This is a genomic window from Nocardiopsis sp. RV163 (assembly GCF_001029525.1).
GTDB classification, from domain to species: domain Bacteria; phylum Actinomycetota; class Actinomycetes; order Streptosporangiales; family Streptosporangiaceae; genus Nocardiopsis; species Nocardiopsis dassonvillei.
In genome coordinates this window covers 1-24,810 of record NZ_LEKI01000033.1, presented here as the reverse complement: position 1 = coordinate 24,810, position 24,810 = coordinate 1, and the positions used below count along the sequence as shown (strand labels likewise).

General features: G+C 71.1%; 22 protein-coding genes and 1 pseudogene. 13 read left to right on the top strand and 10 right to left on the bottom strand.

All coding sequences use genetic code 11. The features are described from left to right. The first annotated feature begins 182 nt into the window (after nt 1-182). The 3 genes from ABD54_RS08835 to ABD54_RS08825 all read left to right on the top strand — a co-directional run bounded on the left by ABD54_RS08835 (nt 183) and on the right by ABD54_RS08825 (nt 3,466). Nucleotides 183-800 (top strand): DUF4956 domain-containing protein, encoded by a 618-nt coding sequence (locus ABD54_RS08835; protein ID WP_047868945.1) that lies wholly within the window; start codon nt 183-185, stop codon nt 798-800. Further along, on the top strand, nt 797-1,702 hold the full coding sequence (locus ABD54_RS08830; RefSeq protein WP_152692023.1) for a polyphosphate polymerase domain-containing protein: 906 nt from the start codon (nt 797-799) through the stop codon (nt 1,700-1,702). The genes ABD54_RS08835 and ABD54_RS08830 overlap by 4 nt, the downstream gene beginning before the upstream one ends. 888 nt (nt 1,703-2,590) lie before the next feature. Continuing rightward, on the top strand, nt 2,591-3,466 hold the full coding sequence (locus ABD54_RS08825) for a hypothetical protein (RefSeq protein WP_047868944.1): 876 nt from the start codon (nt 2,591-2,593) through the stop codon (nt 3,464-3,466). Nucleotides 3,467-3,649: 183 nt separating this feature from the next. On the opposite strand, the gene ABD54_RS08820 is transcribed toward ABD54_RS08825, so the two are convergent. Further along, on the bottom strand, nt 3,650-5,596 hold the full coding sequence (locus ABD54_RS08820; protein WP_047868959.1) for a heavy metal translocating P-type ATPase: 1,947 nt from the start codon (nt 5,594-5,596) through the stop codon (nt 3,650-3,652). 592 nt (nt 5,597-6,188) lie between these two features. Here ABD54_RS08820 and ABD54_RS08815 point away from each other — a divergent pair. After that, nucleotides 6,189-6,701, top strand: a complete 513-nt coding sequence (locus ABD54_RS08815; RefSeq protein WP_047868943.1) for an SRPBCC family protein — start codon at nt 6,189-6,191, stop codon at nt 6,699-6,701. Nucleotides 6,702-6,889: 188 nt separating this feature from the next. On the opposite strand, the gene ABD54_RS08810 is transcribed toward ABD54_RS08815, so the two are convergent. Continuing rightward, nucleotides 6,890-7,654, bottom strand: a complete 765-nt coding sequence (locus tag ABD54_RS08810) for a phosphatase PAP2 family protein (protein ID WP_047868942.1) — start codon at nt 7,652-7,654, stop codon at nt 6,890-6,892. Nucleotides 7,655-8,426: 772 nt separating this feature from the next. Between ABD54_RS08810 and ABD54_RS08805 the strand changes: the two genes are divergently transcribed. From ABD54_RS08805 to ABD54_RS08780, 6 genes are all read left to right on the top strand, one after another. Continuing rightward, nucleotides 8,427-9,104 carry a GntR family transcriptional regulator gene (locus ABD54_RS08805; RefSeq protein WP_047868941.1) on the top strand — a complete coding sequence of 226 codons (678 nt, stop codon included), beginning with the start codon at nt 8,427-8,429 and terminating at the stop codon, nt 9,102-9,104. Nucleotides 9,105-9,603: 499 nt separating this feature from the next. Beyond that, nucleotides 9,604-10,713: a pyruvate dehydrogenase (acetyl-transferring) E1 component subunit alpha gene (gene pdhA / locus ABD54_RS08800; protein WP_047868940.1), complete on the top strand. Its 1,110-nt coding sequence runs from the start codon at nt 9,604-9,606 to the stop codon at nt 10,711-10,713. 13 nt (nt 10,714-10,726) lie between these two features. Next, nucleotides 10,727-11,740 carry an alpha-ketoacid dehydrogenase subunit beta gene (locus tag ABD54_RS08795; protein ID WP_047868939.1) on the top strand — a complete coding sequence of 338 codons (1,014 nt, stop codon included), beginning with the start codon at nt 10,727-10,729 and terminating at the stop codon, nt 11,738-11,740. Between the two features lie 14 nt (nt 11,741-11,754). Further along, complete coding sequence (locus tag ABD54_RS08790; protein ID WP_047868938.1) at nt 11,755-13,068, top strand: dihydrolipoamide acetyltransferase family protein; 1,314 nt, start codon at nt 11,755-11,757, stop codon at nt 13,066-13,068. A 447-nt stretch (nt 13,069-13,515) separates the two neighbouring features. Further along, nucleotides 13,516-14,625, top strand: coding sequence for a hypothetical protein (locus ABD54_RS08785; RefSeq protein WP_047868937.1), 1,110 nt, complete (start codon nt 13,516-13,518; stop codon nt 14,623-14,625). Nucleotides 14,626-14,697: 72 nt separating this feature from the next. Beyond that, complete coding sequence (locus ABD54_RS08780) at nt 14,698-15,477, top strand: cupin domain-containing protein (RefSeq protein ID WP_047868936.1); 780 nt, start codon at nt 14,698-14,700, stop codon at nt 15,475-15,477. A gap of 2 nt (nt 15,478-15,479) precedes the next feature. Here ABD54_RS08780 and ABD54_RS08775 read toward each other — a convergent pair whose 3' ends face one another. Together ABD54_RS08775 and ABD54_RS08770 are read right to left on the bottom strand one after the other, a co-directional pair. Further along, complete coding sequence (locus ABD54_RS08775) at nt 15,480-16,127, bottom strand: hypothetical protein (protein ID WP_047868935.1); 648 nt, start codon at nt 16,125-16,127, stop codon at nt 15,480-15,482. Nucleotides 16,128-16,319: 192 nt separating this feature from the next. Beyond that, nucleotides 16,320-16,667 carry a PLD nuclease N-terminal domain-containing protein gene (locus ABD54_RS08770; RefSeq protein ID WP_047868934.1) on the bottom strand — a complete coding sequence of 116 codons (348 nt, stop codon included), beginning with the start codon at nt 16,665-16,667 and terminating at the stop codon, nt 16,320-16,322. Between the two features lie 364 nt (nt 16,668-17,031). Here ABD54_RS08770 and ABD54_RS08765 point away from each other — a divergent pair, with 364 nt between their 5' ends. Beyond that, entirely contained in the window at nt 17,032-17,775 is a 744-nt protein-coding gene (locus ABD54_RS08765) for a GntR family transcriptional regulator (protein WP_013155802.1), read from the top strand. A gap of 211 nt (nt 17,776-17,986) precedes the next feature. Here ABD54_RS08765 and ABD54_RS08760 read toward each other — a convergent pair whose 3' ends face one another. The 4 genes from ABD54_RS08760 to ABD54_RS08745 all read right to left on the bottom strand — a co-directional run bounded on the left by ABD54_RS08760 (nt 17,987) and on the right by ABD54_RS08745 (nt 21,676). Next, complete coding sequence (locus ABD54_RS08760) at nt 17,987-19,048, bottom strand: aspartate-semialdehyde dehydrogenase (protein ID WP_047868933.1); 1,062 nt, start codon at nt 19,046-19,048, stop codon at nt 17,987-17,989. Beyond that, on the bottom strand, nt 19,045-20,316 hold the full coding sequence (locus ABD54_RS08755; RefSeq protein ID WP_082166744.1) for an aspartate kinase: 1,272 nt from the start codon (nt 20,314-20,316) through the stop codon (nt 19,045-19,047). The genes ABD54_RS08760 and ABD54_RS08755 overlap by 4 nt, the downstream gene beginning before the upstream one ends. Before the next feature lie 202 nt (nt 20,317-20,518). Continuing rightward, nucleotides 20,519-21,118: a recombination mediator RecR gene (recR, locus tag ABD54_RS08750; protein WP_013155805.1), complete on the bottom strand. Its 600-nt coding sequence runs from the start codon at nt 21,116-21,118 to the stop codon at nt 20,519-20,521. A gap of 210 nt (nt 21,119-21,328) precedes the next feature. Further along, nucleotides 21,329-21,676, bottom strand: coding sequence for a YbaB/EbfC family nucleoid-associated protein (locus ABD54_RS08745; protein ID WP_017562872.1), 348 nt, complete (start codon nt 21,674-21,676; stop codon nt 21,329-21,331). Nucleotides 21,677-22,014: 338 nt separating this feature from the next. On the opposite strand from ABD54_RS08745, the gene ABD54_RS08740 reads away from it, so the two are divergent. Continuing rightward, the gene (locus tag ABD54_RS08740; RefSeq protein WP_047868931.1) at nt 22,015-23,280 is read left to right on the top strand and encodes a methyltransferase domain-containing protein; all 1,266 of its coding nucleotides are present in this window, start codon (nt 22,015-22,017) and stop codon (nt 23,278-23,280) included. Nucleotides 23,281-23,336: 56 nt separating this feature from the next. Here ABD54_RS08740 and ABD54_RS08735 read toward each other — a convergent pair whose 3' ends face one another. Further along, a complete protein-coding gene (locus ABD54_RS08735; RefSeq protein WP_047868930.1) occupies nt 23,337-23,552 on the bottom strand; it encodes a DUF6243 family protein in 216 nt (71 codons plus the stop codon). Nucleotides 23,553-23,670: 118 nt separating this feature from the next. Here ABD54_RS08735 and ABD54_RS08730 point away from each other — a divergent pair, with 118 nt between their 5' ends. Then, nucleotides 23,671-24,297: a TetR/AcrR family transcriptional regulator gene (locus ABD54_RS08730; RefSeq protein ID WP_047868929.1), complete on the top strand. Its 627-nt coding sequence runs from the start codon at nt 23,671-23,673 to the stop codon at nt 24,295-24,297. A gap of 233 nt (nt 24,298-24,530) precedes the next feature. On the opposite strand, the pseudogene ABD54_RS28915 reads toward ABD54_RS08730, so the two are convergent. Next, nucleotides 24,531-24,810: pseudogene (locus ABD54_RS28915) on the bottom strand (hypothetical protein); the annotation flags it as partial.

Genomic DNA, 24,810 nt, shown 5'->3' with positions numbered 1-24,810 from the left:
GTGCGCTCAGGGACGGCAGGGCCCCGGTGTGCGAAGGGCGACGTCCCGGTGACGAGGGGGCGGAGGTGTCGGTGACGCCTCCGCCCCCCGCCCGTGTCGCGGATGACCGGCGCATGACGAACATGAGGGTTCCCTCATCCGCTCCTCACGGGTTCCTCACCGCCCGTCCAGAGGATGAACGCATGTTCTGGTTCGCACTGGCGGTCAACACGACCGCGATCATCGTCCTGTCGTACACCATCTACTTCCGCCGCCACGGGCGGCGCGACCTGCTGCTGGCCTACGTGGCGCTCAACACCGGCATCTTCGCCGTGGTGTCCATGCTGACCAACCAGGAGGTCGCTCTGGCGGTCGGCTTCGGCCTGTTCGGCGTGCTGTCCATCCTGCGCCTGCGGTCGGACCTCATCAGCCAGGGCGAGATCGGCTACTACTTCACGGCGATCGCCCTGGGGCTGGTCAACGCGGTGGCGGCCCCGATGCCCTGGGTGCTGCTGGGCCTCAACGCCCTGCTGCTCACCGGCATGTACGCGGCCGACCACCCGCGCCTGCTCTCACGGCACGAGCGCCGCGTCCTGACCCTGGACGTGGTGCACGAGGACCCCGTGGCGCTGCGCCAGGACCTGGAGGCGCGGCTGCGCGGCCGGGTCACGAAGATCGAGGTCACCGAGGTCGACTACGTGCGCGACCTGATGATCGTGGACGTGCGGTTCCGGGCGCCCCGGATCGCTTCGGCCCCCGGCCCCGGACGCGGGTTCGGACAGGGCTTCACCTCCGCGGCGGGACGGACGGGACGCCGATGAGCACAGCGGTCCCCGCCCCCGCGCAAGCCCTCGTCACCGTGGAGACACCCATGGCCCTGGACGCCCTCCTGAGACCCGTGGAAACGCCCGCTCCGGTGGACGTTCCCTCTCCTGTCATCGCGGGGCTGCGCCCGATGTCGCTCGCCGAGATCAACGAACGCGCCGCCCTGGTGACCCGGACCTGCCGCAAGTACCTGGTGCCCGTCGAGCTGCTGGAACCGCTGTTCGCGTCCGCCGGGGACCGGTTCGGGGTGCTGACCATCGACGGGCAGCGGGACTTCCGGTACTCGTCCACCTACTTCGACACCCCCGACCTGCGGACCTTCCACGACCACCGGCAGGGGCGGCGGGTGCGCTTCAAGGCCCGGACGCGCACGTACGTGGACACGGGGACGCGCATGTTCGAGATCAAGCTCAAGGGCGCGCGCGGGATCACCGACAAGACCCGGATCGCCTACTCGGGTCCGCCGGACCGGATGGCCCCCGAGGCCCGGCGGTTCCTGGAGGACACGCTGGTCTCGTACGGCATCGAGGCGCCGGACGTGCTGAGGGCCAGCGCGGTGACCGACTACCGGCGCACGACGGTGGTGGCCTTCTCGGGTGGGGAACGGGTGACGGTGGACACCGGCCTGGTCGGCTACCGGGCGGGCTGGTCGGTGCGGATGCGCCCGGAGGCGGTGCTGCTGGAGATCAAGACGCGCGGCGGGCTCACCGCCACCGAGCGCAGGCTGCACGAGCACGGGGTCCGGGAGGCGCGGTTCACCAAGTACGGGGCGACGGTGGCCGCGCTGGAGCCCCGGCTACGGGGCAACCGGTGGCACCGGGCGATGGGCGCGTGCCTGGACCACCCGGCGCCGTGCACCCTGGAGCGGGCGCGGGTGGGGGCGGCGCCCGTTCGCTGACCGGCCGCCGACGGGCGCGGGAGCCCGCCGCGCCCGGCCCCGGCCGGTTCGGCCGAAGCCGCCCGAACACCTCGCGCGCGAATACTTCCAATTCCGGCATGAGGGATTTTATGGATAGGGCCAGCAGTTAGCGCTGGCCCCTTTTTCATGCGCTCTGAACTGGCACGACAGGAGCTAAAGGAACTTTTCCCGGCCGTTTCGCGGAAAAATTTCTCCGCCCGAACAGGCGTGCCCTAATCTGGCTGCGACCACACAACTGAACCCACACGATGACCCCGCAACGGTTAACTGCCGTTCGGGGCCGCGGCCGGCAACTTCCACCTCTTCAGACACAAGGATTGCCAGCATGTGCCAGTTTAGCGCTGCCGTTCCCAGCCGTGCCCTCGGCCCGCTGATCGCCTTCCTCTCCGCACCCTGCGGACGCCGCTCCACCCGCGTGCGACGCCACGTCTCCGCCCCTGCCCCGGCGCGCTTCCACCTCCCCGTCTGGCCCCGCCCAGCACGTCTTTTCCGGCCGAGGACATCACCCTGGTCAGGCCCCGCTTCGCCGTCCACGAGCGCTCACGCGCAACTGTGTTCGGCGCGCGTTCGCCCCGGGGCCCCGGACTCGCCTCCGAGACGGAGGAGGTCCGGCGCGCGTTCGCCCTCGCCGTGGAACGCGCCGCCGCCCTGCGCCGGCAGTGGAAGGACGACCCCGGCGGCGGCCTACCCGGTGAGCCCGCGCCCCGTTCCGGGGTGGTCGGGGCCGCCGGACCCCGGGAGCGGTACGTGCTCTCCGGCATGCCGCACACCCGGCTCGACCGGCAGCGCCGGGCCCGCACCCGCGTTACTTCAACCCCGCCAGCACCGACAGCACCGACAGCACCGACAGCACCGACAAGGAGACGTATGCCCAGCCGAGCCCATGAGATCCCACTACGGATCATCCAGAACCAACCGGCCCTGGCCTCAGTGCTACTCAAGGAGTCCTTGGGATTCGATGTCCCCCACCACACCGAGGCCCTGCCCACAACTTCGGTTCTCACCAACTGCGACCCGAAGGAACTCAACAGCGACGGAGCCACACTGCTCCGCGACGGGACCCGCAACGTGCTGGCGATCGTCGTGGAACGCCAGCACGACCGGGACAAGGAGAAGCGGGCGAGTTGGCCCGCCTACCTGGTCAACCTGCGCGTCCGCCTGGAGTGCCCCGCCGTGCTCGTGGTCCTGTGCCCTGACGACGCGATGGCGCGCTGGTGCGCCAAGCCCATCAGCATCGGCCACCCCGGCTTCGTGCTGAGGCCGTTGGTGATCGGTCCGGGCAACACTCCCGTCGTCACCGATGTGGAGCAGGCACGCGCGATGCCCGAACTCGCGGTGTTGTCGGCCTACGCCCACGGGGACACAGACCCGCGCACCCTGAAAACGGTGGTGGAGGCGCTTGACTCCACCGCTCCGAAGAACCGCACGTTTTACTATGACTACGTACTGGCCGGTCTTCAGGAGGCCGCCCGGAAGGAGTTGGAGGGCTTGATGGCCTTGGACACCTACAAGTGGCAGAGCGACTTCGCCCGCAAGTACGTCCGTATGGGCCGGGAAGAGGGCCGGGAGGAAGGCCGTACCGCCGAGGCCGCGAACAGCGTCCTGCTCTTCCTCGACGCACGCGGTCTGACCGTCTCCGACGAGGTCCGCCAGCGCGTCGAATCCTGCACCGACCTGGAGACCCTGCGGACGTGGATCCGTCGCGCCGGCGAGGTCGAGCAAGCGGAGGACATCTTCGGCTGACACGCCCGCGACCAGCTCGAAGGTTTCACGTGAAACCTCGCTGAGCTGCGGGAACGAGGTAGCCACCGTCCCGTATCCGATCGGGACGGTGGCCTGTCGCGATGCCCCTCCCGCTACCGGAGGGGCTCCGCGATCTCCAGAGATTACCGGGTCCGGTCCCGCCGTCGACGGGACCTTCGGCCCTCAGGAGGAGGCGCTCAGGTCCACCCGGCGCAGGAGTTGGGCGTTGAGCGCCACGATGATCGTGGACAGGCTCATCAGCACCGCTCCCACGGCCGGGGCGAGCACGATCCCGACCGGTGCCAGCACCCCGGCGGCCAGCGGGACGGCGACGACGTTGTAACCGGCGGCCCACACGAGGTTCTGCACCATCTTGCGGTAACCGGCCGCAGACAGCTCGCGGACCGCCACCACGCCGCGCGGGTCGTCCGAGGCCAGCACGACCCCGGCGGACTCGATCGCCACGTCGGTGCCCGCGCCGATCGCGATGCCGACGTCCGCCCTGGCCAGGGCGGGCGCGTCGTTCACACCGTCGCCGACCATCGCCACCCGGTTCCCCCTCGACTGGAGGTCGCGGACCACGGCGTCCTTCTGGTCGGGCAGGACCTGGGCGAAGACCTCGTCGAGGCCGAGCCGCTCGGCCACGGCGTCGGCCACGTTGCGGGCGTCGCCGGTCACCATCGCGACGCGCACGCCCCGCTCCTGGAGCCGCCGGACGGCCGCGGCCGACTCGGGGCGGACCTCGTCGGCCAGCGCCAGGGCACCGGCCACCTCGCCGTCCACGACCACGTGCAGCACCGTCGCTCCGCGCTCACGCCAGGGCCCGGTGCGTCCGGCCAGGTCGTCCGGCTCGGTGAGACCGAGCGACTCCAGCAGGGACGGGCCGCCCACGTGCACGTCGGAGCCCTCGACCGAGGCGCGGACACCGCGTCCGGTCAGCGACCGGAAGCCGGTGGCGGCGGGTACCGTGCCCGCCTCCCTCGCCGCCCGGACGATCGCCCTGGCGAGCGGGTGCTCGGAGTCGGCCTCGACCGCACCGGCCAGGGCCACCACCCGCTCGGAGGTGTGCCCGGAGGCGGCGGCGGTGTCGGCGACGGCGGGGGCGCCCCTGGTCAGGGTGCCGGTCTTGTCGAAGAGCACGGTGTCCACGAGGCGGGTCCGCTCCAGGGCCATGCGGTCCTTGACCAGGATGCCGTTGCGGGCGGAGACGGCCGTGGAGATCGCGATGACCAGCGGGATCGCCAGCCCCAGGGCGTGCGGGCAGGCGATGACCAGGACGGTCACGGTGCGTTCGACGGCCTCGGTGGCCTCGCCCAGCAGGGTCCACACGGCGGCCGTGAGCACGGCGGCGACCAGGGCGAACCAGAACAGGAGGGCGGCGGCCCGGTCGGCGAGCGCCTGCGAGCGCGAACGGGACTCCTGCGCCTCGCTGACGAGCCGCTGGATACCGGCCAGGGCGGTGTCCTCGCCGACGGCGTCGACGCGGACCCGGACCGAGGAGTCGGTGGCGACGGTCCCGGCGACGACGCGGTCGCCCTCGGAACGGGTGACCGTGCGGGACTCGCCGGTGATCATCGACTCGTCCACGGCGGCGCCGCCCCCGACCACGGTGCCGTCGGCGGGAACGCGCCCGCCGGAGCGGACCAGGACGGTGTCGCCGGTGCGCAGGTCGGCGAGGCCCACCTCCTCGGTCCCCCCGTCGGCGCCGACCCTCTCGGCGCGGTCGGGCAGGAGCGCGGCCAGTGCCTCCAGTGCGCCGGACGCCTGGCCGAGTGCGCGCATCTCCAGCCAGTGGCCGAGGAGCATGACCACGACCAGCAGGACCAGTTCCCACCAGAAGTCGAGTTCCATGCCCACCACGCCGAAAGTGGCGAGCATGCTGGCGCCGAAGGCGACGGTGATCGCCATGGCGACCAGGGTCATCATGCCGGGCCTGCGCTCGCGGAGTTCGCCGACGACGCCGGAGAGGAAGGGCCAGCCGCCGTAGAGGTAGACGACGGTGCCGAGTACCGGCGGCACCCAGGCCAGCGCGGAGGGGACCTGGTAGCCGAGCCAGCCGGAGATCATGTGACTGGTGAGGACCACGGGAACGCTGAGCAGCAGACTCCACCAGAAGCGGGTCCGGAACATCGCGGCGTGGTCTCCGTGACCGCCGTGACCGGTGTGCTCACCGTGTCCGTCGTGAGCGGTGGGCTCACCGTGCGCGGAGACACCCGAGTGCGCGGTGTGGTAGCCGTGGCCGGTGTGCGAATCGTGACCCGAGGTGCCCGTGTGTCCGGCGCTTCCCTCGGAGCTCTCATCCCGCCCTTGGGCCCGTTCGCCTCCGCGGCCGCGCGATCCGTGTTCACCTGTGCTCATGTCGTTCTCCCCCTCACTCTCGCAACATACCCCTTAGGGGTATTTATGGGACAGACGTCCACCCCGGCGGCGCGTCACTACAAGCAATATACCCCTAAGGGGTACTCCCACAAGGGATGACGGTTCATTTCCCGTTCCGGAACCGGTGCCTCCCGTCCACGGCCCCGCCCCGCTTTCGCCGGAGGGAACGGGGCCGTCCGCGCCCGACCCCGACCCCGGGCCCGGGCGTCCCGCACGGCGCTACCCCGCACGGCGCAGCCCGACGCACCACCCAGCGAACAGCTCAAACCGAGCGGCGTCCCCGCAGGGGTTCCCTCCCGGGGCGCCGGGGTAGGCCGATGCCGAGTTGACCTGGAGGAACACCATGGCCGGACGCGAGATCGACGAACGCGGGCCCCTGAGCGGCCCGAACACCACCGAACGCCCCCGCGCCACGAGCACGGCGGTCTACACGGCCCGCTTCGACGCGCCGCCCGACCGGGTGTTCGCGTTCTGCACGAGCCGGTCGGGCCTGGAGGCCTCCATGCCCGGCGGGGTACGCGTCCTGCGCTGGCCCGAGGCGGGCTTCGCCGTGGGCGAGACGATGGTGATGCGCTGGCGCCTGGCCGGGCTCCTCCCCGTGCGCTGGGTCGGTGTCATCGACTCCTTCGAGGAGGGCGACCACTTCACCGACCTCCAACTACGCGGCTTGTTCCGGTACTTCCGGCACACGCACACGACGGCGCCCGAGGGCACCGGGACCGCCTACACGGACCGGGTGGAATTCGCCAGCCTCTTCGGTCCCGTTGTGGACAGAACCGTACTAAGGTTTGTGATGGACCGGATGTTCCTGCAACGTCTGGCCCGCATGCGGGAACTGGTGGAGGCCGGGACCTGACCGCGGGGAGCCGCCACGGCTCCCCCACGTCGGTTCCACGGACCCGCCAGCGCACCCACCAGCACGTACGCGGCGCGCCGACACGTCGGCGCACCCTGCCCCGTCCCGGACGGGGCAGGGACCGCGGACGAGCGCGGCGCCCGCCGGACCGGGTCCGACGGGCGCGGTCCCACGGAGGGGAGAGCGGCTCAGCCCCTCGCTGGAAGCGCGCCGTCCCCCTCGCCGTACCAGGGCCACCACTGCGTGGTGCGCCCGGACGGGATCATCCGGTCCAGCCGGATGGTCACCCTCAGCGCGAAGCCGCCCGCGACCATCCCCGCCATCAGATCCGTGAACCAGTGGAAGTGCAGGTAGATCGAGACGATGGACTGGAGCAGGGCGATGGCGACGATGCAGTACGCCAGGCGCCGGATGACGTGCGGCCGGGCCGCCGCGAACCGGATGATCAGGAAGAGCACCAGGCCGTAGATGAGGATCGCGTTCGCCCCGTGCCCGGACGGGAAGGCCACGTTGCCCGGCCCCATGAAGAAGTCCGGGTTGAATTCCTTGGCGTGCCCTCGGTTGATGGCCAGCTTCATCACCGACACCAGGGACATCATCCCCACGACGCCGACCGCGCCCAGCACGATCGGACGCCAACTGCGATGCCAGTAGGCCAGTTGGAGCGCGGTGACGCCCAGGACCGGCAGCGCGACCGCACGGGAGGCGACGGTGTCCGGCCACAGGATCATGGGCTCGCGAAGCGCGTCCCAGTAGGGTCGGGGCAGCTCGTTCAGGAAGTTGTCGACCGGGTGCAGGGGCCCCGCGGCCAGCATCGTCATGACGAGCAGCGCCACGGCGAGCATGATGGCGACGCGGTCCGACGCGATTCCCCACGCGATCTCGCTCACACTGGGCCATCGGACCGGGCGCACGACGGGCCGCCCGGGGTCGTACACGGTGGTACGCACCATGGGGATCGGCCCGCTGTAGGGCCCCGGGAGCGGTGCCGCCCGCTCTTGCCTGTCGTGTGGCTCGGTCAACTGCCTCGCCCGTGGATGTCGTCGTGTCCTCGAAGAGTGCGTCATGTGCTCAGTGCTGTCTCACACGTCGTGGGCTTGCCTGTGGCACTTGTGAAGCGTGGGGGACGGGCTAGCCGTGGTTGCTGGAACTGATCTGACGTCCTCAGTGCCGACTCGGAGTGGACGTGACGGAGAGTTCGCTACTCTCCGCCCACTCCGTTCGACGGCCGGTCCTTCGGGCCGGTTCACTACGTCGTGACCGGCCTCTGGGCAGGATCGGCGTCCGAGGAACAAGGGGTGTCGACCGTGGCGTCTGCGGTGCGCCGTGTGCCCGGCCCGGGCCAGTCGGCGCGGACCGCTTGAGCGCGGATGAAGGCGGCGCAGGTCAGGGCGCCTCATCGAACTCCTCGTCGTTACGTGCGTCACGCTCCGTACAGCTTCGTGTGAATATCGCCGACAGATCAGCCTACCCGGACAGTTCCCCCCGTCGGTGGTGTGGTGGCCCACGTGCGTTCCCGCCACCTCGGACTTTGCCCCACGCCCCGGCACCGGACGCTGGCGGTTCACCGCCATGCGACCTGTTCGTGAGCCTTCTGTTAGCGGTTCGAGGCCTGCTGTCCGGTTGACCCGCGGGTGTGTGGCACTCTTCAGAGAGCTTGTACGACGCTGAGCGAGCCGGTCCGCGCACGGGCCGTGTGCTGGACGTGGAACGGAAGGGCCCTGGATGGTCGACCTGCCCCAGCTACCGGATGATCCCTCGAAGCTGGCCCGTGAGCCGCTCAGGGAGCAGATCCGGCAGGTACTGGTCGAGGGCCTGCTGTCCGGTCGCTGGCAGCCCGGCGAGCGGATCGTGGAACGCCGCGTCGCCACGGAGCTGAGGGTGAGCCAAGCCCCGGTGCGCGAAGCGCTGCGCGAGCTGGAGACCCTGCGCCTGATCGAGACCGTGCCCAACAAGGGCGCCCGGGTGCGGGCCTTCGGCGTCCAGGACATGGCGGAGATCTACCCCGTGCGCGCCGGACTGGAGCTGGTCGCGGCGCAGTTGGCCGCGCCCCGGCTGGCCGACGACCCCTCCTCCCTGGAGCGTGAGGTGGAGGCGCTCCAGCGGGCGACCGCCCAGGGCGACGTGACCGAGCAGATCCGGCACAGCGTGGAGTTCCACCGCGAAGTCGTGCGGGCCGCCCGCAACAGCGTGCTGCTGCACACCTGGGAGTCGCTGGGCGTGGAGGTGTGGACCGCGCTGTCGGTGCGCTGGCTGAACATGGAGCTGCACGCCAAGGCCGCCGACCACGCCCAGATCACGCGCGCCTTCGTCGAGGGCGACCCCGCGGTGGGGCAGATGCTCAGCGACCACGTGCTCAACTACGTGGAGGCCGCGCTGAAGTCCCACGAGAGCGCCCGCTGATCCCTGGCCCCGGGACCGCACGGCACCGCTGTTCCACCGGAGCGCGGTGACCTGCCCCGTCACACCGAAACCGGACCTTCTGGCATAGAGTTGTATTGATCGATCATCGATCAGACCGTAGAGTGTGCGCGACACACATCACACACGACCGAACCCCTCCCGGGCAAGCGGAGTCGTTCATCCGGCCGGTGGACGAACCCGTGCGACCGGCAACCGCCACGCCGGACCACGGACGCATACGCGGATGCGGACCGGGAAACAATGCGGCAGGGGTTCTGCGGACAACTGCACACGAGACCCCACCAGCGCTCCGTGTCCGGGAGAGGACGAGCCACCCTCCCCCGGGACGCGCCCCGCAACAGCCACAGAGCGCCGCCACCGCATGAGCCGGGTGGCTGCGCACGCCACGGTCGCACCCGACAGCGCGGCCACGGCGGGCCTGGCACCCCGGTCCACAGACCCGGGGCCCCAGGCCTTCTCGTACGTAGAAAGGCACACCATGGCTGACACGGCCAAGCCGAAGGGCCGCACCGCCAGGTCCTCAGGGACCCGGCGGCGTACCACCCGCAAGGACACCTCCCCCGGTCTCGCCGACGAGAAGCCCGACACCCTCCTGGACTACTACCGCCAGATGGTGTTCGTCCGGCGGTTCGAGGAGCGCACGGCCCAGGCCTACACCCAGGCCAGGATCGGCGGCTACTGCCACCTCAACCTCGGCGAGGAGGCCACGGTCGTCGGCCTGATGACCGCCCTCCAGGAGCGCGACTACCTGTTCACGAACTACCGTGACCACGGGTACGCGATCGGCAAGGGCATGGACCCCAAGCGGGTCATGGCCGAGCTCTACGGGCGCGCCGACGGCGTGTCCAAGGGCTGGGGCGGCTCGATGCACATGTACGACACCGAGACCCGCATGCTCGGCGGCTACGGCATCGTCGGCGGACAGCTGCCGCTGGCCGCCGGCGCCGCGCTGGCCGTCTCCTACCGGGGCGGCGACGAGGTCGTCATGTGCCAGATGGGCGACGGCACCACCAACATCGGCGCCTGGCACGAGACGCTCAACATCGCCAAGCTGTGGAACCTGCCGATCGTCTTCGTGGTGATCAACAACTTCACCGGCATGGGCACCACGGTCGAGATGTCCTCCGCCGAGCCCGATCTGTACAAGCGCGGCGCCGCCTTCCGCATCGAGGGCGAGCGCGTGGACGGCCGCGACGTGCTCGCGGTCCGCGACACCGCGTCAAGGCTCATCGAGCGCGCCCGCGAGGAGCAGACCCCGTTCCTGCTGGAGGCGTGGAGCTACCGGATGAAGGGCCACTCCGTGGTCGACCCGGCCAAGTACCGCACCGACGAGCAGAAGGACGAGGCGCGGTCGGAGGAGAACGACCCGATCGCCCTGTTCGAGGCCAGGCTCACCGAGGAGGGCGTCCTCACCGACGAGCTGCGCGAGGAGATCGCCGCCTCCGTCAAGGCCGAGGTCGCCGAGGCCGCGGACTTCGCCGAGAACAGCCCGCACCCGGAGGTCTCCACCCTCTTCGACTACACCTACGCCACCCCGGTGCCCAACGAGTCCACCCGCATGCCCGCCGACCCGGTGTTCGCGGAGTAGGGAAGGAACCCACATGTCTGTGATCACTTACCGCCAGGCTCTGCGGGACACCCTTCGCGCCGAGATGGTCCGCGACGAGAACGTCCTCGTCATGGGCGAGGAGATCGGCGTCTTCGAGGGCTCCTACAAGATCACCGAGGGCCTGCTCAAGGAGTTCGGCCCGCGCAGGGTCAAGGACACCCCGATCGCCGAGGAGGGCTTCGTCGGCGCCGCCGTCGGCGCGGCCATGCTGGGCCTGCGCCCGGTCGTCGAGCTGATGACGATCAACTTCTCGCTGATCGCCATCGACCAGATCATCAACCACGCCGCCAAGATCTACGGCATGTTCGGCGGACAGACCAGCGTGCCCATGGTCATCCGCACGCCCGGCGGCGGCGGCCAGCAGCTCGGCGCCACGCACTCGCAGAACATCGAGCTGTTCTACTCGTTCATCCCCGGCCTGAAGGTGCTCGCTCCCAGCACCCCGGCCGAGGCCTCGCAGATGCTGCGCGCGGCGATCCGCGACGACGACCCGGTCCTGTTCCTGGAGAACCTGGGCCTGTACAACTCCAAGGGCGAGGTCCCCGACGACTACGCCGAGCCGGAGAACGACGACGTCGCCGCGATCGGCCGCGCCAAGGTCACCCGCGAGGGCAGCGACATCACCCTCATCGGCTACTCCCGGATGGCCATGGTCGCGAACCAGGTCGCCGAGAAGCTGGCCGAGGAGGACATCGACGTCGAGGTCGTCGACCTGCGCAGCCTGCGGCCGCTGGACCGCCAGACCTTCGTGGACTCGGTCAAGAAGACCGGCTCCGCGGTGATCTGCGAGGACGACTGGCTGACCTACGGGATCGGCGCGGAGATCGCCGCCTCGATCCAGGAGGGCGCCTTCGACTACCTCGACGCCCCGGTCCGCCGGGTGGCGATGGCGGAGGTCCCCATGCCCTACGCCAAGCCGCTGGAGACGGCGGCCCTGCCGTCGGTCGAGTCGATCAGCACCGCCATCAAGGAGACCCTGAGCGCCGTCGGCAAACGGGTCGGGTAGAGGGAGTTTCAAGCATGAGCGAGATCCAGATGCCGCGCCTCTCCGACACCATGGAGGAAGGCGTCATCAGCACGTGGGTCAAGAACGTGGGCGACAAGGTCGCCTCCGGTGACGTCCTGGTCGAGATCGAGACCGACAAGGCCGTCATGGAGTACGAGGCCTACGAGGACGGCTACCTGGTCAAGCAGTCCGTCTCCGAGGGTGAGACGGTGCCGATCGGCGCGGTCATCGGCGTGATCGCCGACTCCCCGGACGCGGTGCCCGAGGACTCCGGCGACGGCGGCTCGGAGCCCGAACCCGCCGCGGAGGAGCAGGGCGAGAAGGCGGAGGAGGTCCAGAAGGCCGCCGGGGGCGCGGAGAAGGAGGCGGAGGAGTCCGGGGAATCCACCCCGGCCTCCGACGACGGGGCCGCGCGCCCGCGCACCTCCCCGCTGGCCCGGCGCCTGGCCAAGGAGTACGGCCTGGACATCAACAAGATCCAGGGGTCGGGCCCCAAGGGCCGGATCGTGCGCGCCGACATCGAGGCCGCCCGGGAGAAGGGTTCGGCCGCCGAGGAGACGCCGCACGCCGTGGAGGCAAAGGAGGAGGCCAAGCCCTCCGCCGAGCGGGCCGCGTCCGCCCCGGCCTTCGACGACGGCCGCGCCTCCGAGGAGCTCAAGGTCAGCAACGTGCGCAAGGTGATCGCGCGCCGCCTGACCGAGAGCAAGCAGACGGTGCCGCACTTCTACCTTCGCCGCACGATCGACGCCGAGGCGCTCAAGGCCTTCCGCGCGCAGATCAACGAGCAGCTGTCCAGCACGGGCGTGAAGGTCAGCTTCAACGACCTGATCGTCAAGGCCAGCGCGACGGCGCTGAAGCTGCACCCGGCGGTGAACACCTCGTGGGTGGACGACAAGCTGCTCCAGCACCACCGGGTCAACGTGGGTGTGGCCGTGGCCGTGGACGCCGGGCTCGTGGTGCCGGTGCTGCACGACACGGACAAGGCGACGCTGTCGGAGATCTCCACGCGCACGCGCGAGCTGGCGGGCAAGGCCCGTGACGGCAAGCTCAAGCCGCAGGAGATGAGCGGCGGCACGTTCAGCGTGTCCAACCTGGGCATGTTCGGCGTGGACAGCTTCTCCGCGGTGATCAACCCGCCCGAGGCGGCCATCCTCGCGGTCGGCGCGATGCGCCAGGAGCCGGTGGTCGTGGACGGCGAGGTCGCCGTGCGCAACCGGATCTCCCTGGAGCTGTCGGTGGACCACCGCGCGGTGGACGGCGCCGTGGGCGCCGCGTTCCTCAAGGACCTCGCGGAGATCCTCGAGGAGCCGATGCGGATCATCCTGTAGCGTCCGGCGCTCGGTACACGCGACGCCCCGGCCGGGAACGGCCGGGGCGTCCGTCGTTGCCCGGACCCTCGCGCCCGACCGCGTCATGTCCGGGCGGGCGCGGCGGACTCCGTCCACAGCCTGTGGACAAGTGGACGTGGAGACATGCCGACGAGTCGACACGGCGACGAACCGGCAAGGTGACAGAGCGGCAGGGCCGCGGCCGCGCCGCTCCGCCACCGGTGGCCCTGGCACGGCGGCCCCCGCCGTCCACAGCCTGTGGACAACCGGGCGGGCACGCGACAGCAGAACACGTCACCAGGGCGGCATGGGGGCGGCCTGACCGGTTCCGACCGTCCGCGCCCGCAGGGGCCCGCCCTCTCCGGCCCGGCCCGGCCCACGACAAAGCCCCGGGCGCATGGGACAGAGGCGGCACCGGGGCGTTCCCCGCAAAGATAACCTCTCCGCATGCCTGATGTCGATGATGACCTCGACCTCGTGTGGAGTCGGCTCTCCGAGCCCCGGATGGCCCCCTACCTCGACATGACCGGGGGTGACAGACGCGCCGCCCTCGCGGTGTACGAGTGGAGCGGCCGCATGGCCGCGGCGGCGTTCGAGGACGTCGGGCACCTGGAGGTCCTGCTGCGCAACACCCTGGACCGCTGCCTGCGAGAGCACTACGGGGAAGACACCAGCGGCATCCCCTGGTTCCTCATGCCCGTACCCGGCGGCGAGTACGTCGGCGAGGCCGTGGGCTTCGTACGCCAGCGCCTGCGCGGGAACACCACCCGCTTCCCCGCCCCGCGCGAGACGCGCGACCAGATCGTGGCGGGCCTGACCTTCGGGTTCTGGTCCGGCCTCGTGGGCGCCAGGTACGAGCAACTGTGGCGCGAATGCCTGCACCGGGCCTTTCCGCACTCCTCGGGACAGCGCAAGGAGGTCTCCGTCGCCCTGGACGGGGTGCACAAGTTCAGGAACCGCCTGGCCCACCACGACTCCATGCTCAACGTGGACGTCCCCTTCGAGATCCGACGGATCTTCGAGGCGGCGGAGTACATCGACCCCCGGGTGGCCGCCTGGCTCAGGCGGCGCAGCCGGGCGATGCGGGTGTACCGCGAGCGCCCCGTCGACACCGAGGACACCGTGGTCGTGGCCGCCGACGACGCCTGGCCGCTCTACCAGGAGTGCGGGGCCTACGTCTGCCGGGCGGGCCGCTTCTTCCGGGACGTGGAGAGGATCGCCTTCCACTCCGACGGAGAGGTGAAGGCCGCTGTGCCCGCGATCGTCCACCGGCGCGACCAGGTCGGGTGGTCCCCCGGAGCCGTCGCACGGCTCCTGGCCTCGCCCGACCGCGACGACCGCAGGATCGCTGAGGTCATCCGGGCCTCGCGGGCCCGGGGCTGGCGGGAGGGCCGCTATCAGGTCTTCCTCCTCACCCGTGACGGGGACTCCCGCCACCGCGAGCTTTCGGCCGCCCTGCCCGACGAGCGGGCCGGAGACGGGGCCGTCCCCACCCGGGACCAGCGCTACACGTCACTGCACTCACTCCAGACGGCGGAGACGACGGCGGATTTGTGATCGCGTCCGCCCGCACTCGTTGTCCACAACCTGTGGAAAACGCCCCGTCCCGGCTGGTGTACGGTCGGCGGCATGCCCCACGTGCTGCACATGACCGAACTCGCACGCTGGACGTCCGGCAGCGGCGACATCGAGGCCGACTCCCTGCGCGCACAGGGGTTCGTGCACGCCTCGCCGGACGAGCCCACGCTGCTGGCGGTGGCCAACGCCTTCTACACCAGCGCCGCCGTGCAGTTGGTCGCCCTCGTCGTGGACACCGAAGCGGTCGGCTGCGAGGTGCGATGGGAGGCCGCCGAACCCGCCCCGCCGCCGGGCGTCGGAGAGGACACCCTCTTCCCGCACGTCTACGGGCCCATCCCCCGCGAGGCCGTGGCGGGCGTGCGCTACCTGCGCCGCGACCCCTCGGGCCGCTACACGGGCGCCGAGGAGCGCACCGCCACGGCCGAGGCGCTGGACCTGCTGCCGCACCCCGAGGGCGGCTGGTACCGGCAGACCTGGCACAGCGGCGTCACCGTGCGCCCGGAGGGCTACTCCGGACCGCGATCCACCGCCACCGGCATCCACTTCCTGCTCGGCCCCGGGGAGGAGTCGCGCTGGCACCGGGTGCGCTCCGACGAGGTGTGGGTGTTCAACAGGGGCGGGCCCCTGGTACTGGAGTACGGGGGCACGGGAGGAGCACCCGAGCCCGACGGGCAGGTGACCCTGGGCTCGGGTATCGAGCGGGGAGAACGGCTCCAGGCGGTGGTCCCGGCCGGCACCTGGCAGGCCGCACGCCCGCTGAGCGATGAGGAGGCGCTGGTCAGCTGCTTCGTCTCCCCCGGTTTCGACTTCGCCGACTTCGAGGCGCTCTGACCTCACCCGACCCTCTCGCGGACGCGGTCGGCGAGGTCCCCGTCCCGCGCGATGCGGGCCAGCCCGGCCGCCAGGCGCGCGACCTCGTCGCCCTCCACGAGCTTGGCGAGCTTGCCGCCGTCCTCCGGCAGACCGACCTTCTTGGCCCCGCCCAGTACGTACTTGTCGGTGTAGGGCCGCAGCCAGGGCCACACCGCCTGCACCTCCCGGCAGAACATCACGGCGCCCGTCGGCCCGATGCCGGAGAACTCCCCGACCATCGACTCCACCCGGCTCGCCCGGTGCTCGGAGCGCTCCCCGAGCCTGCGCAGGTCGCCCTGGTACTCCTCGCGCACGCGGTCGACGCACTCGCCCAGCCGGGTGGCGGTGCTCTCGTCGTAGCGCACGTAGTGCCCGCGCCCCAGCGCGTCCACGCGTTCCTGCCAACTGAGGGAGGCCATCCCGTCGGGGGTCGTGCCGCCCGCCTCGTTGAGCTCGCGGGCTGCGGCGATCGCGATCCGCGCCGAGATGCGCGCGGACAGCAGGTTCACCAGCACCAGAAGCTGCCACAGCGCTGAGGGTCTGTCCGCCATCCGGATCCCGGCCTCGGCGGCGAGGGTCGTCCCCGCCTCGTCCACGACGGCGCGGGCGACGTCGGCGTTCCTGGCCATCTCCCGGTCCCCTTCCAGGTGTCGGATGCGTCCTGGTACAGGGCTGATACCCGGCCGGAGGGCGATGACGCGGTTGTCCACAGGTCTGTGCACAAACCTTTCCCGCCCCTCGCCGGACGCGGGAGAGCCCCGGATCCGGGTCCCGTCCCGGTTCCGGGGCTCTCCTCCCCGCCTCGGCGCCAGGCGCCGGACTCAGGCGTGGCTCAGTCCGTTGCGGTGGGGCGGCACGTCGCTGTGCTGACCGACGCTGGCCGGGATCGTGTGGCGCGCCCTCCCCTTGTCGATGCCGAGGAAGCGGTTGAGGTGGCCCTTGCGGCCCACCACGAACCAGGCGATCGCCCCGAACAGCGGGAACCAGAGGATGAAGATGACCCACAGCAGCTTGCCGCCAGCGGATGTGTCGCGGTCTACCAGCGCCGAGATGATCGCGGCGAGGAGCAGGACCAGCAGTGCCAGGCCAACGAGCGCCAGGACCACTCCGAAGATCCCGCTCATCCAGGTGACGGCCGTGTCCGCGCGGTCCGCGAGGTTCGTGATCATGGTCTCCCCCAACAAGGCGCACTCCCTATTATTACGCAGAGTAACCTTTTGGGCGGAGGATTCCGTGGTGCTTCCGGTTTTCGGGCGTTTCCACTACGCAAGGACCGGATTCCGTTTCCGTGGTGACTTTCCGAACGCACGTCACTACTTTCAGGTAAGTCCACCTGTCAGGCCCTCTCGCTGCTTTACTGGGAACCATGGGCGAGCTTCGGCGATCTGGCAGGTTCACTCCCCTTCTCTCCCCCGGGTCCCCCACCGGAGACGGTGGCGGCCCCGGCACCGTCGACCACGGCGTCCCCGTCCCCCTGGCCAAGCGCAGAGACCAACGGGCGACGGGAGGCCGCACGGCCGAGGCCCGGTGACCGTGGGCAGGCAACCCAGGTACCTCTGGCTGGCGGAACAGCTGCGCGGGCCGATACTGAGCGGCGAACTGCCGCCCGGCACGCGTCTGCCCTCCCGGACCCGGCTGGCGCGCTCCTACCGGGTCAGCGAGCAGATCTCCCGCACCGCGCTCCGGCTCCTGGTCACCGAGGGCCTGGTCGAGTCCAGGCCCGGCTCCGGGTACTACGTGCGCACCGTCCCCGAACTCTTCCGGATCTGCCGGACCGACTCCTCCTCAGGCTCCGGTCTGGGGCGGCTCAGCCGCGAGTCGATCGGCACCGAGCAGGAGCAGTGCGCGCCGCCGCTGAGCCTGCGGCTGCGGCTGCGCGAGGGGGAGCCGGTGTACCGCACCACCTCGCGCGGGCTCTCCTCGGAACTGCCGATCACGCTGCACCGGTCCTGGGAGCCCGCGTCCCTGACCGCGGGCACCCTGCGCACCCCCTTCGACAGCTCACCCGGCAGCGGGCTGCTCGAACGGCTCAGCGCGGCGGGCCACCCGGTCGACCGCGTGGTGGAGGAGGTGGGCGTCCGCGCGCTGCGCGACTCCGAGGCCTCCCTGCTCGGGTCGGCGCCGGGGATACCCGTGCTGGTGGTGGAGCGCACCCACTTCAGCGGCAACCGACCGGTGGAGACCTCCGACCTGATCGGCTCCTCCGAGCAGTGTCGACTCCTCTACAAACTGACACTGGCCCGGCCCCGCCGCGTCGGCGACCCGCGGCGGTACTGAGCCGGGCCGGCGGGGGCCGTCGTTTCGGGGCGGGACCCGGGCACCGGTCCCGGACACGTGTGAGGGCGGCGCCCCCTCCCCTGAGGAGGGGCCGCCGCCCTCACCGTTCACCGGTCGTCGCTCCGGTTCGGACACCACCGGACGTCTGCTCCGCCCAACCGTTCCCCGTCACACGGAGTGACCGGCTGGAGTCGCCCGGCGGTGTGCGCGGTCAGGCCCGGGTGAACTCCCCGGCCACGACCTCGGCGATCTGCGCCGTGTTGAGCGCGGCGCCCTTGCGCAGGTTGTCGCCGCACAGGAACAGGTCCAGCGACTTCGGGTCGTCCAGCGACTGGCGGATGCGGCCGACCCAGGTCGGGTCGGTGCCCACGACGTCGGCAGGGGTCGGGAACTCTCCGTTGGCCGGGTCGTCCTGGACCCGCACGCCCTCCGCGGAGCCGAGCAGCTCGCGGGCGGCGCCGGCGGGCACCTCCTCGGCGAAGGACGCGTGCACGACCAGCGAGTGGGTGGTGATCACGGGGACGCGGACGCAGGTGGCCGAGACGCGCAGGTCGGGCAGTCCCAGGATCTTGCGGGACTCGTTGCGGACCTTGAGCTCCTCCGAGGACCAGCCGCCGTCCTTGAGCGAACCCGCCCACGGAACGACGTTGTAGGCCAGCGGTGCCGGGAACGGGCCCAGCTCGCCGACGGCGGCGCGCACGTCGCCCGCGGCGTCGCCCAGGCTGCGGTCGGCACCGGCCTTGGCCATCTGGTCGCGCAGGGTGTCGATGCCCTCCTGGCCGGCGCCGGAGGCGGCCTGGTAGGAGGAGACCACCAGGTCGGTGACGCCGTAGGCGCGGTGCAGGGCACCGATGGCCACGATCATCGACAGGGTGGTGCAGTTGGGGTTGCTGATGATGCCGCGCGGACGGTTGCGGACCTGGTCCGCGTTGACCTCGGGCACCACGAGCGGGACGTCGGGGTCCATGCGGAACGCGCCGGAGTTGTCGACGGCGACAGCGCCGCGGGCGGCGGCGACCGGCGCCCACTCCTTGGACACCTCGTCGGGAACGTCGAACATGGCGACGTCGACGCCGTCGAAGACCTCGGGGGCCAGTGCCTGGACCACGACGTCCTCGCCGCGCACGCGCAGGACCTTGCCCGCGCTGCGCGGGGAGGCGACGAGGCGGATCTCGCCCCAGACGTTCTCGCGCTGGGTGAGGATGTCCAGCATCACGGTGCCGACCGCACCGGTGGCGCCGACCACGGCGAGGGTGGGAAGACGGTTGCTCATCGGCCGGTACCTCCGTAGACGACAGCCTCGACCTGGTCGGCGTCGAGCTGGAACTCGCTGTGGGCGGCGCGGACCGCCGCGTCGATCTGGTCCTCCTCGACGATCACCGAGATGCGGATCTCCGAGGTGGAGATCATCTCCACGTTGGTGCTCGAACCGGCGATCGCGTCGAAGAAGCGGGCGGTGACGCCCGGGTAGGAGCGCATGCCCGCGCCGATCAGCGACACCTTGCCGATCTTGTCGTCGTAGCGCAGGGACTCGAACCCGACCTTGTCCTGCACCTTCTTGAGCGCGGCGACGGCCTCCTTGCCGAAGTCCTTGGGGACCGTGAAGGAGATGTCGGTGCGCGAGGTGGAGACCGCCGACACGTTCTGGACGATCATGTCGATGTTGATCTCGGCTTCGGCCAGGGCCCGGAAGATCGTCGCGGCCTCACCGATCTTGTCGGGCACGCCGACGACGGTGATCTTGGCTTCGCTCCGGTCGTGAGAGACACCGGAGATGATCGGCTGTTCCATGCCTTCGCTTTCCTCGACTTCCGGGACGACCCAGGTCCCTGGCTTCTGGCTGAAAGATGAACGGACGTGAAGGGGGATGTTGTACTGACGCGCGTACTCGACACAGCGCAGGTGCAGGATCTTGGTCCCGGACGCCGCCATCTCCAGCATCTCCTCGTAGGAGATCTGGGGGATGCGCTGGGCGCTCGGCACGATGCGCGGGTCGGCGGTGAACACACCGTCGACGTCGCTGTAGATCTCGCAGGCGTCGGCCTCCAGGGCGGCGGCCAGCGCGACGGCGGTGGTGTCGGAGCCGCCCCGGCCCAGGGACGTGATGTCCTTGGTGTCCTGGGAGACGCCCTGGAACCCGGCGACGATGCAGATCGCGCCCTCGCCCACGGCCTCCTGGATCCGGCCCGGGGTCACGTCGATGATCTTGGCGTTGCCGTGCAGCGACGTGGTGATCACACCGGCCTGGGAACCGGTGAAGGACCTGGCTTCGAACCCCAGGTTCTCGATGGCCATCGCCACGAGTGCCATGGACATGCGCTCGCCCGCGGTGACCAGCATGTCCAGTTCGCGGGCCGGCGGCATCGGGCTGACCTGCTCGGCCAGGTCCAGGAGTTCGTCGGTGGTGTCGCCCATGGCCGAGACCACGACGACGACGTCATATCCCGCCTTTTTCTGAGCGACGATCCGCTGGGCTACTCGCTTGATGGCTTCCGCGTCTGCCACGGAAGACCCACCGTACTTCTGCACGATTAGGGCCACGATCGATGCTCCTGAGGAGTTGGGATCAAGACAATGAAATGGAGTGTAGTCACAGACGTCCTCGTCCACCCCATCTGACCTGCGACAGGAGGGCGTGGCGTCTTGACACACCGGCGATGGGGCTTACCCGGTCAGGCGGAGGTTACTCGTGTTTCGCGCGGATGAACGGCGAATGTGAGCTAGAACTCCGGAGCGCGACGCGCTAGAACTCCAGGCTGCGGCGGCCCTCGAAGGCACGGCCGAGGGTGACCTCGTCGGCGTACTCCAGGTCGCCGCCCACGGGCAGGCCGCTGGCCAGACGGGTCACCTTCAACCCCATGGGTTTGACCAGCCGCGCCAGATAGGTCGCGGTGGCCTCCCCTTCCAGGTTGGGATCCGTGGCCAGGATCAGCTCCGTCACCTGGCCGTCGGCCAGGCGGGTCATGAGTTCCTTGATGCGCAGGTCGTCGGGGCCCACACCCTCGATGGGGCTGATGGCGCCGCCCAGGACGTGGTAGCGGCCCCGGAACTCGCGGGTGCGCTCGATGGCGACGACGTCCTTGGACTCCTCGACCACGCAGATGATGGCGGGGTCGCGGCGGACGTCACGGCAGATGCGGCACTGGTCCTCTTCGGCGACGTTGCCGCAGACCGAGCAGAAGCGCACCTTCTCCTTGACCTCGACGAGCGCGCTGACGAGGCGTTTGACGTCGGCGTGCTCGGCGGACAGGAGGTGGAAGGCGATGCGCTGCGCGCTTTTCGGACCGACGCCGGGCAGCCGCCCGAGCTCGTCGATCAGATTCTGCACCGCGCCTTCGTACATCGCCTACCCATCAGTGACGGACCGGGTCTGTCGGGGCGGTCCGCGGCCCCGTTCCCCCACCGTATCCGGCGCGGAGGACTCGCGCGTACGCCGGGAGCCGTCCGGCCGGTCCCACCTCCGGGACCGGCCCCGGGGACCGGTCTGCGAAGCGGCACCGGGGCCGGTCCGAGGACCGGCCCCGGGAAGTCCGTGCGGCTGTCGCGGACCGGGCTAGAAGCCGGGCAGGCCGGGCATGCCGCCGGGCATGCCGCCGCCGCCCAGGCCCTCGGCGAGCGGGCCCATCTTCTCCTGCTGGAGCCGCTCCACCTGCGCCTCGGCGTCGCGGATGGCCGCCAGGACCAGGTCCGCGACGGTCTGGGCGCTCTCGGCGGGGTCGGCCGGGTCGATCGCCTCGGGGGCGACGGTCACGTCCTCGACCTGTCCGCGCCCGCTCAGCTTGACCTTCACCAGGCCGCCGCCGGAGGTGCCCTCGACCTCGGCGTCCTCCAGCGCCTGCTGGGCCTCCACGAGCTGCTGCTGCATCTGCTGGGCCTGCTGGAGCAGGGCCTGCATGTCCATTCCGCCAGGGTTCACGGCCGTCTCCTCGCCGCACTCTTCGTGCTGGGTCTCGCTGTCATGTCGCTGTTGCTGTGAGCGTAACCGGTCATCAGCGAACATGCGGGCGGCCCGGTGGGCCTCGGGAGGGAAGGGGAGGAGACGGCCGGGCCGCCCCCCTGGAGGGCACCGCGGCCCGCCGGTGGGACGACTCTCCCGAAAGGGCACCTACCAGGAGCGAGAGCCAAGAGTGGCGCTAGCATCACTCTCGGTTGAAAAGGTGTTCTGCGGGGCACAAGAGTCCCGGTAGTGCCCTCGGGCGCCACCGGCAGCGCTGAGAGCCACGGGGGAGTGAGGACGTGTTGACCGCCAGAGAGCGCCACTCGGCGCTGGTCGAGGCGATGGTCGCGGACGGCACGCTGACCGACGCCGCCCTCACCGACACGTTCCGGTCGGTGCCCAGACACCGGTTCGTCCCCGAGACCGGCGCGCTGACCGCGCACGGGACCGCCCTCAACGCCAACAGCAACCCCGAGCGGTGGCTCGCGGCCGTGTACGCCGACAACGCCATCGTGACCCAGGTCGACGGCCCGGACCCGTCCGCGTACCGGGAGGCTCCCGACCCCCGGGCCCCCGGATTCCGGGCGCCCGGCGAGCGGGAGGCGGAGCCCCGGGAGCAGCGCGCCCACGACGCCGGGGGGCCCGGGCCCGGGCGGCGGGGGCCGAGCGGCCCCGGCCCCCGGGAGCGGGCGGAGGCGGCCACTTCGTCGGTCTCGGCGCCCCGGGTCCTGGCCCGCATGCTGGAGCTGTCCGACCTCGCCAACGGGCAGAGGGTCCTGGAGGTGGGCACCGGGACCGGCTGGAACACCGCCCTGCTGGCGCACCGGCTCGGCGACAGCGCCGTCACGTCCGTGGAGACCGACCCGCGCCTGGCCGGGATGGCACGCGAGGCCCTGCGCGCGGAGGGCTACTCCCCCGCCGTTCACCTGGCCGACGGCTACGGGGGGTACCCGCCCGGCGCGCCCTACGACCGGATCATCTCCACCTGCGGCGTGCGCCGCGTGCCGCCCGCGTGGGTGGAGCAGCTACGCCCCGGCGGCCTGGTGGTGTGCCCGTGGGGGCTGCTGGAGGGGGCCGGGGTGATCGCGCGCGTGGAGTGCCCCGGGGACGGTTCGGCCCGGGCGAGCTTCCACGGCGGTGTGGGGTTCGTACCGCTGAGGACCCCCGACGCCCAGCCCCGCCCGGTACGGGACTCGGGTCAGCAGCCCGACGAGTACCGGCTCACGCAGACCGACCCCGTGGCGCCGCTGATGACCTTCCCGTCGGCGTTCGCGCTGTCGGTGATGGTGCCGGGCTGGCGGGTGCGGCGGCGGTGGATCGGCACCGGTTCGGGCGTGTGGGTGTTCGACCGGAGCGGCTCCTCGTGGGTGCGCGTGTACCCCTACGGCACCTCGTGGATGATCGAGCAGGGCGGCCCGAGGAGCATCTGGGACGAGTTCGAGGAGGCCTTGGAGCTGTGGACCCGGCTGGGCGCGCCCGACCCGGACCGGTTCGGGCTCTCGGTGGGCGCCGACGGCACGCACCGGGTGTGGCTGGACTCACCGGACGGACGGGGCTGGACGGTGTGACCGCGCGGGGTTCGCGGACGCCGACGGCCCCCTCGGAGGGGGCCGTCGCCGCGCGCTCACGCCTGCCCCTGGACGCCTTCGGTCTTCTCGGGCTCCGCGTTCGCGTCCTTGCCCTGCTTCTCGCGGAGCTTGCGCAGCAGCTCCTGCTTGCGCTCCACGGCGTCGTCGCTGGGGCCGCCCCGGCCGCCGCCCTTGCCCCCGCGAAGCGCGGAGCGCGAGACGGTGTTGCGCTGTCCGCCCATGCCCAGAAGGTTGTCGCTGTTCCTGCCCACGCGGACCTCCTTTCCCTCCAGACGAGGCGAGACGCCTCGGCAAGCCGATCCGACCTCCGCAGGATATCGGCACCAAGACGATACGTCTCGTCATTTTTCAGCGGTTAACGTGGCAGGTATGGCAGAGAACACCGCACGGGAAGAGACCAGGGTCCGCCGCGGTCCCGATCCCCGCCGCCGCAGCGAACGCGCGCGGCGCGCCATCGTCGACGCCGCCGCCGAACTGATGGGCGAGGTCGGCTACGCCAGGCTCACGATGGAGGCGATCGCCGCCAGAGCCAGGGTCGGCAAGCAGACCATCTACCGCTGGTGGCCGTCCAAGGCGGCCGTCGTCCTGGACGTGTTCACCGCGCTGACCGGCGGGGTCGCCGGCCGGCCCCTGCCCGACACCGGCGACCTGGCCGAGGACATGCGGACGGTGCTCCGCGCCACGGCGGACGAGTTCCGCGTCCCGGAGATGGACCGGACCACGCGCGCGTTCACCGCCGAACTCCAGCACGACCCGGTCTTCGCCGAGATCGTCCAGGAACGCCTGATGGACCCGAACGCGCGGGTTTTCGAGGACCGGCTGCGCTCCGCCGTGGCGGCGGGCGAGGTGGACCCGGAGATCGACCTGCGGCTGGCCACGGAGCTGTTCCTCGGGCCGTTCCACCAACGCTGGCTGCTGCGCACCGGGCCGCTCACGCACGAGTACGTGGACGAGCTAGTCGACGTGGTGCTGCGCGCGCTGCGCCCCCGCGAATAGCCGCGAGGGCGCCCTTCGGCGGCGAACGCGGAGGTCCGGGGGCCCATCTGCTAGGGCCCCGTTCTCTGCACGTTCTCCTGTGCCGCAGGGGGTTTGGCGAGGCGCACGGCGGGGTTCCGAAGACCCGGAGGAGACGTCCGAGGAACGAGGGTGCCGACTCAGGGCCGAAGGTTCCCGCCCTCAGGGGCGCCGGGCACGGACCGAATCGGAGCGGAGGATCGGAGAAACACGGCTCAGAGGGACGGGCCCGGGGCCTCGTGCTCGATTTCGTCGATGACCCGGCCGCCGAGCTCGGACTCGATCAGCCCGGCACCCGGCGTACCCGGGGCGCTGGAGGGCCCGGAGGCCCTCGCGCCGCCGGGGGACTCCGGGCCGCCGACGGCGCCCGCGGAGGCGGCTCCGGCGGGAGGCGCCGCGGTCTCGGGCCGCGGCGGGACGGGGCGGGGAGCCTGATCGACCGAGGGCGGACAGCGCAACACCGTCTCGCGCTCCGCGCTTCGCGGGGGCAAGGGC

Bases quoted from the DNA above. Each gene is read 5' to 3' on its own strand.
- ABD54_RS08835 (WP_047868945.1), top strand. From the start codon at position 183: ATGTTCTGGTTCGCACTGGCGGTCAACACGACCGCGATCATCGTCCTG.
- ABD54_RS08830 (WP_152692023.1), top strand. From the start codon at position 797: ATGAGCACAGCGGTCCCCGCCCCCGCGCAAGCCCTCGTCACCGTGGAG.
- ABD54_RS08825 (WP_047868944.1), top strand. From the start codon at position 2,591: ATGCCCAGCCGAGCCCATGAGATCCCACTACGGATCATCCAGAACCAA.
- ABD54_RS08820 (WP_047868959.1), bottom strand. From the start codon at position 5,596: ATGTTCCGGACCCGCTTCTGGTGGAGTCTGCTGCTCAGCGTTCCCGTG.
- ABD54_RS08815 (WP_047868943.1), top strand. From the start codon at position 6,189: ATGGCCGGACGCGAGATCGACGAACGCGGGCCCCTGAGCGGCCCGAAC.
- ABD54_RS08810 (WP_047868942.1), bottom strand. From the start codon at position 7,654: ATGGTGCGTACCACCGTGTACGACCCCGGGCGGCCCGTCGTGCGCCCG.
- ABD54_RS08805 (WP_047868941.1), top strand. From the start codon at position 8,427: ATGGTCGACCTGCCCCAGCTACCGGATGATCCCTCGAAGCTGGCCCGT.
- pdhA (WP_047868940.1), top strand. From the start codon at position 9,604: ATGGCTGACACGGCCAAGCCGAAGGGCCGCACCGCCAGGTCCTCAGGG.
- ABD54_RS08795 (WP_047868939.1), top strand. From the start codon at position 10,727: ATGTCTGTGATCACTTACCGCCAGGCTCTGCGGGACACCCTTCGCGCC.
- ABD54_RS08790 (WP_047868938.1), top strand. From the start codon at position 11,755: ATGAGCGAGATCCAGATGCCGCGCCTCTCCGACACCATGGAGGAAGGC.
- ABD54_RS08785 (WP_047868937.1), top strand. From the start codon at position 13,516: ATGCCTGATGTCGATGATGACCTCGACCTCGTGTGGAGTCGGCTCTCC.
- ABD54_RS08780 (WP_047868936.1), top strand. From the start codon at position 14,698: ATGCCCCACGTGCTGCACATGACCGAACTCGCACGCTGGACGTCCGGC.
- ABD54_RS08775 (WP_047868935.1), bottom strand. From the start codon at position 16,127: ATGGCCAGGAACGCCGACGTCGCCCGCGCCGTCGTGGACGAGGCGGGG.
- ABD54_RS08770 (WP_047868934.1), bottom strand. From the start codon at position 16,667: ATGATCACGAACCTCGCGGACCGCGCGGACACGGCCGTCACCTGGATG.
- ABD54_RS08760 (WP_047868933.1), bottom strand. From the start codon at position 19,048: ATGAGCAACCGTCTTCCCACCCTCGCCGTGGTCGGCGCCACCGGTGCG.
- recR (WP_013155805.1), bottom strand. From the start codon at position 21,118: ATGTACGAAGGCGCGGTGCAGAATCTGATCGACGAGCTCGGGCGGCTG.
- ABD54_RS08745 (WP_017562872.1), bottom strand. From the start codon at position 21,676: ATGGACATGCAGGCCCTGCTCCAGCAGGCCCAGCAGATGCAGCAGCAG.
- ABD54_RS08730 (WP_047868929.1), top strand. From the start codon at position 23,671: ATGGCAGAGAACACCGCACGGGAAGAGACCAGGGTCCGCCGCGGTCCC.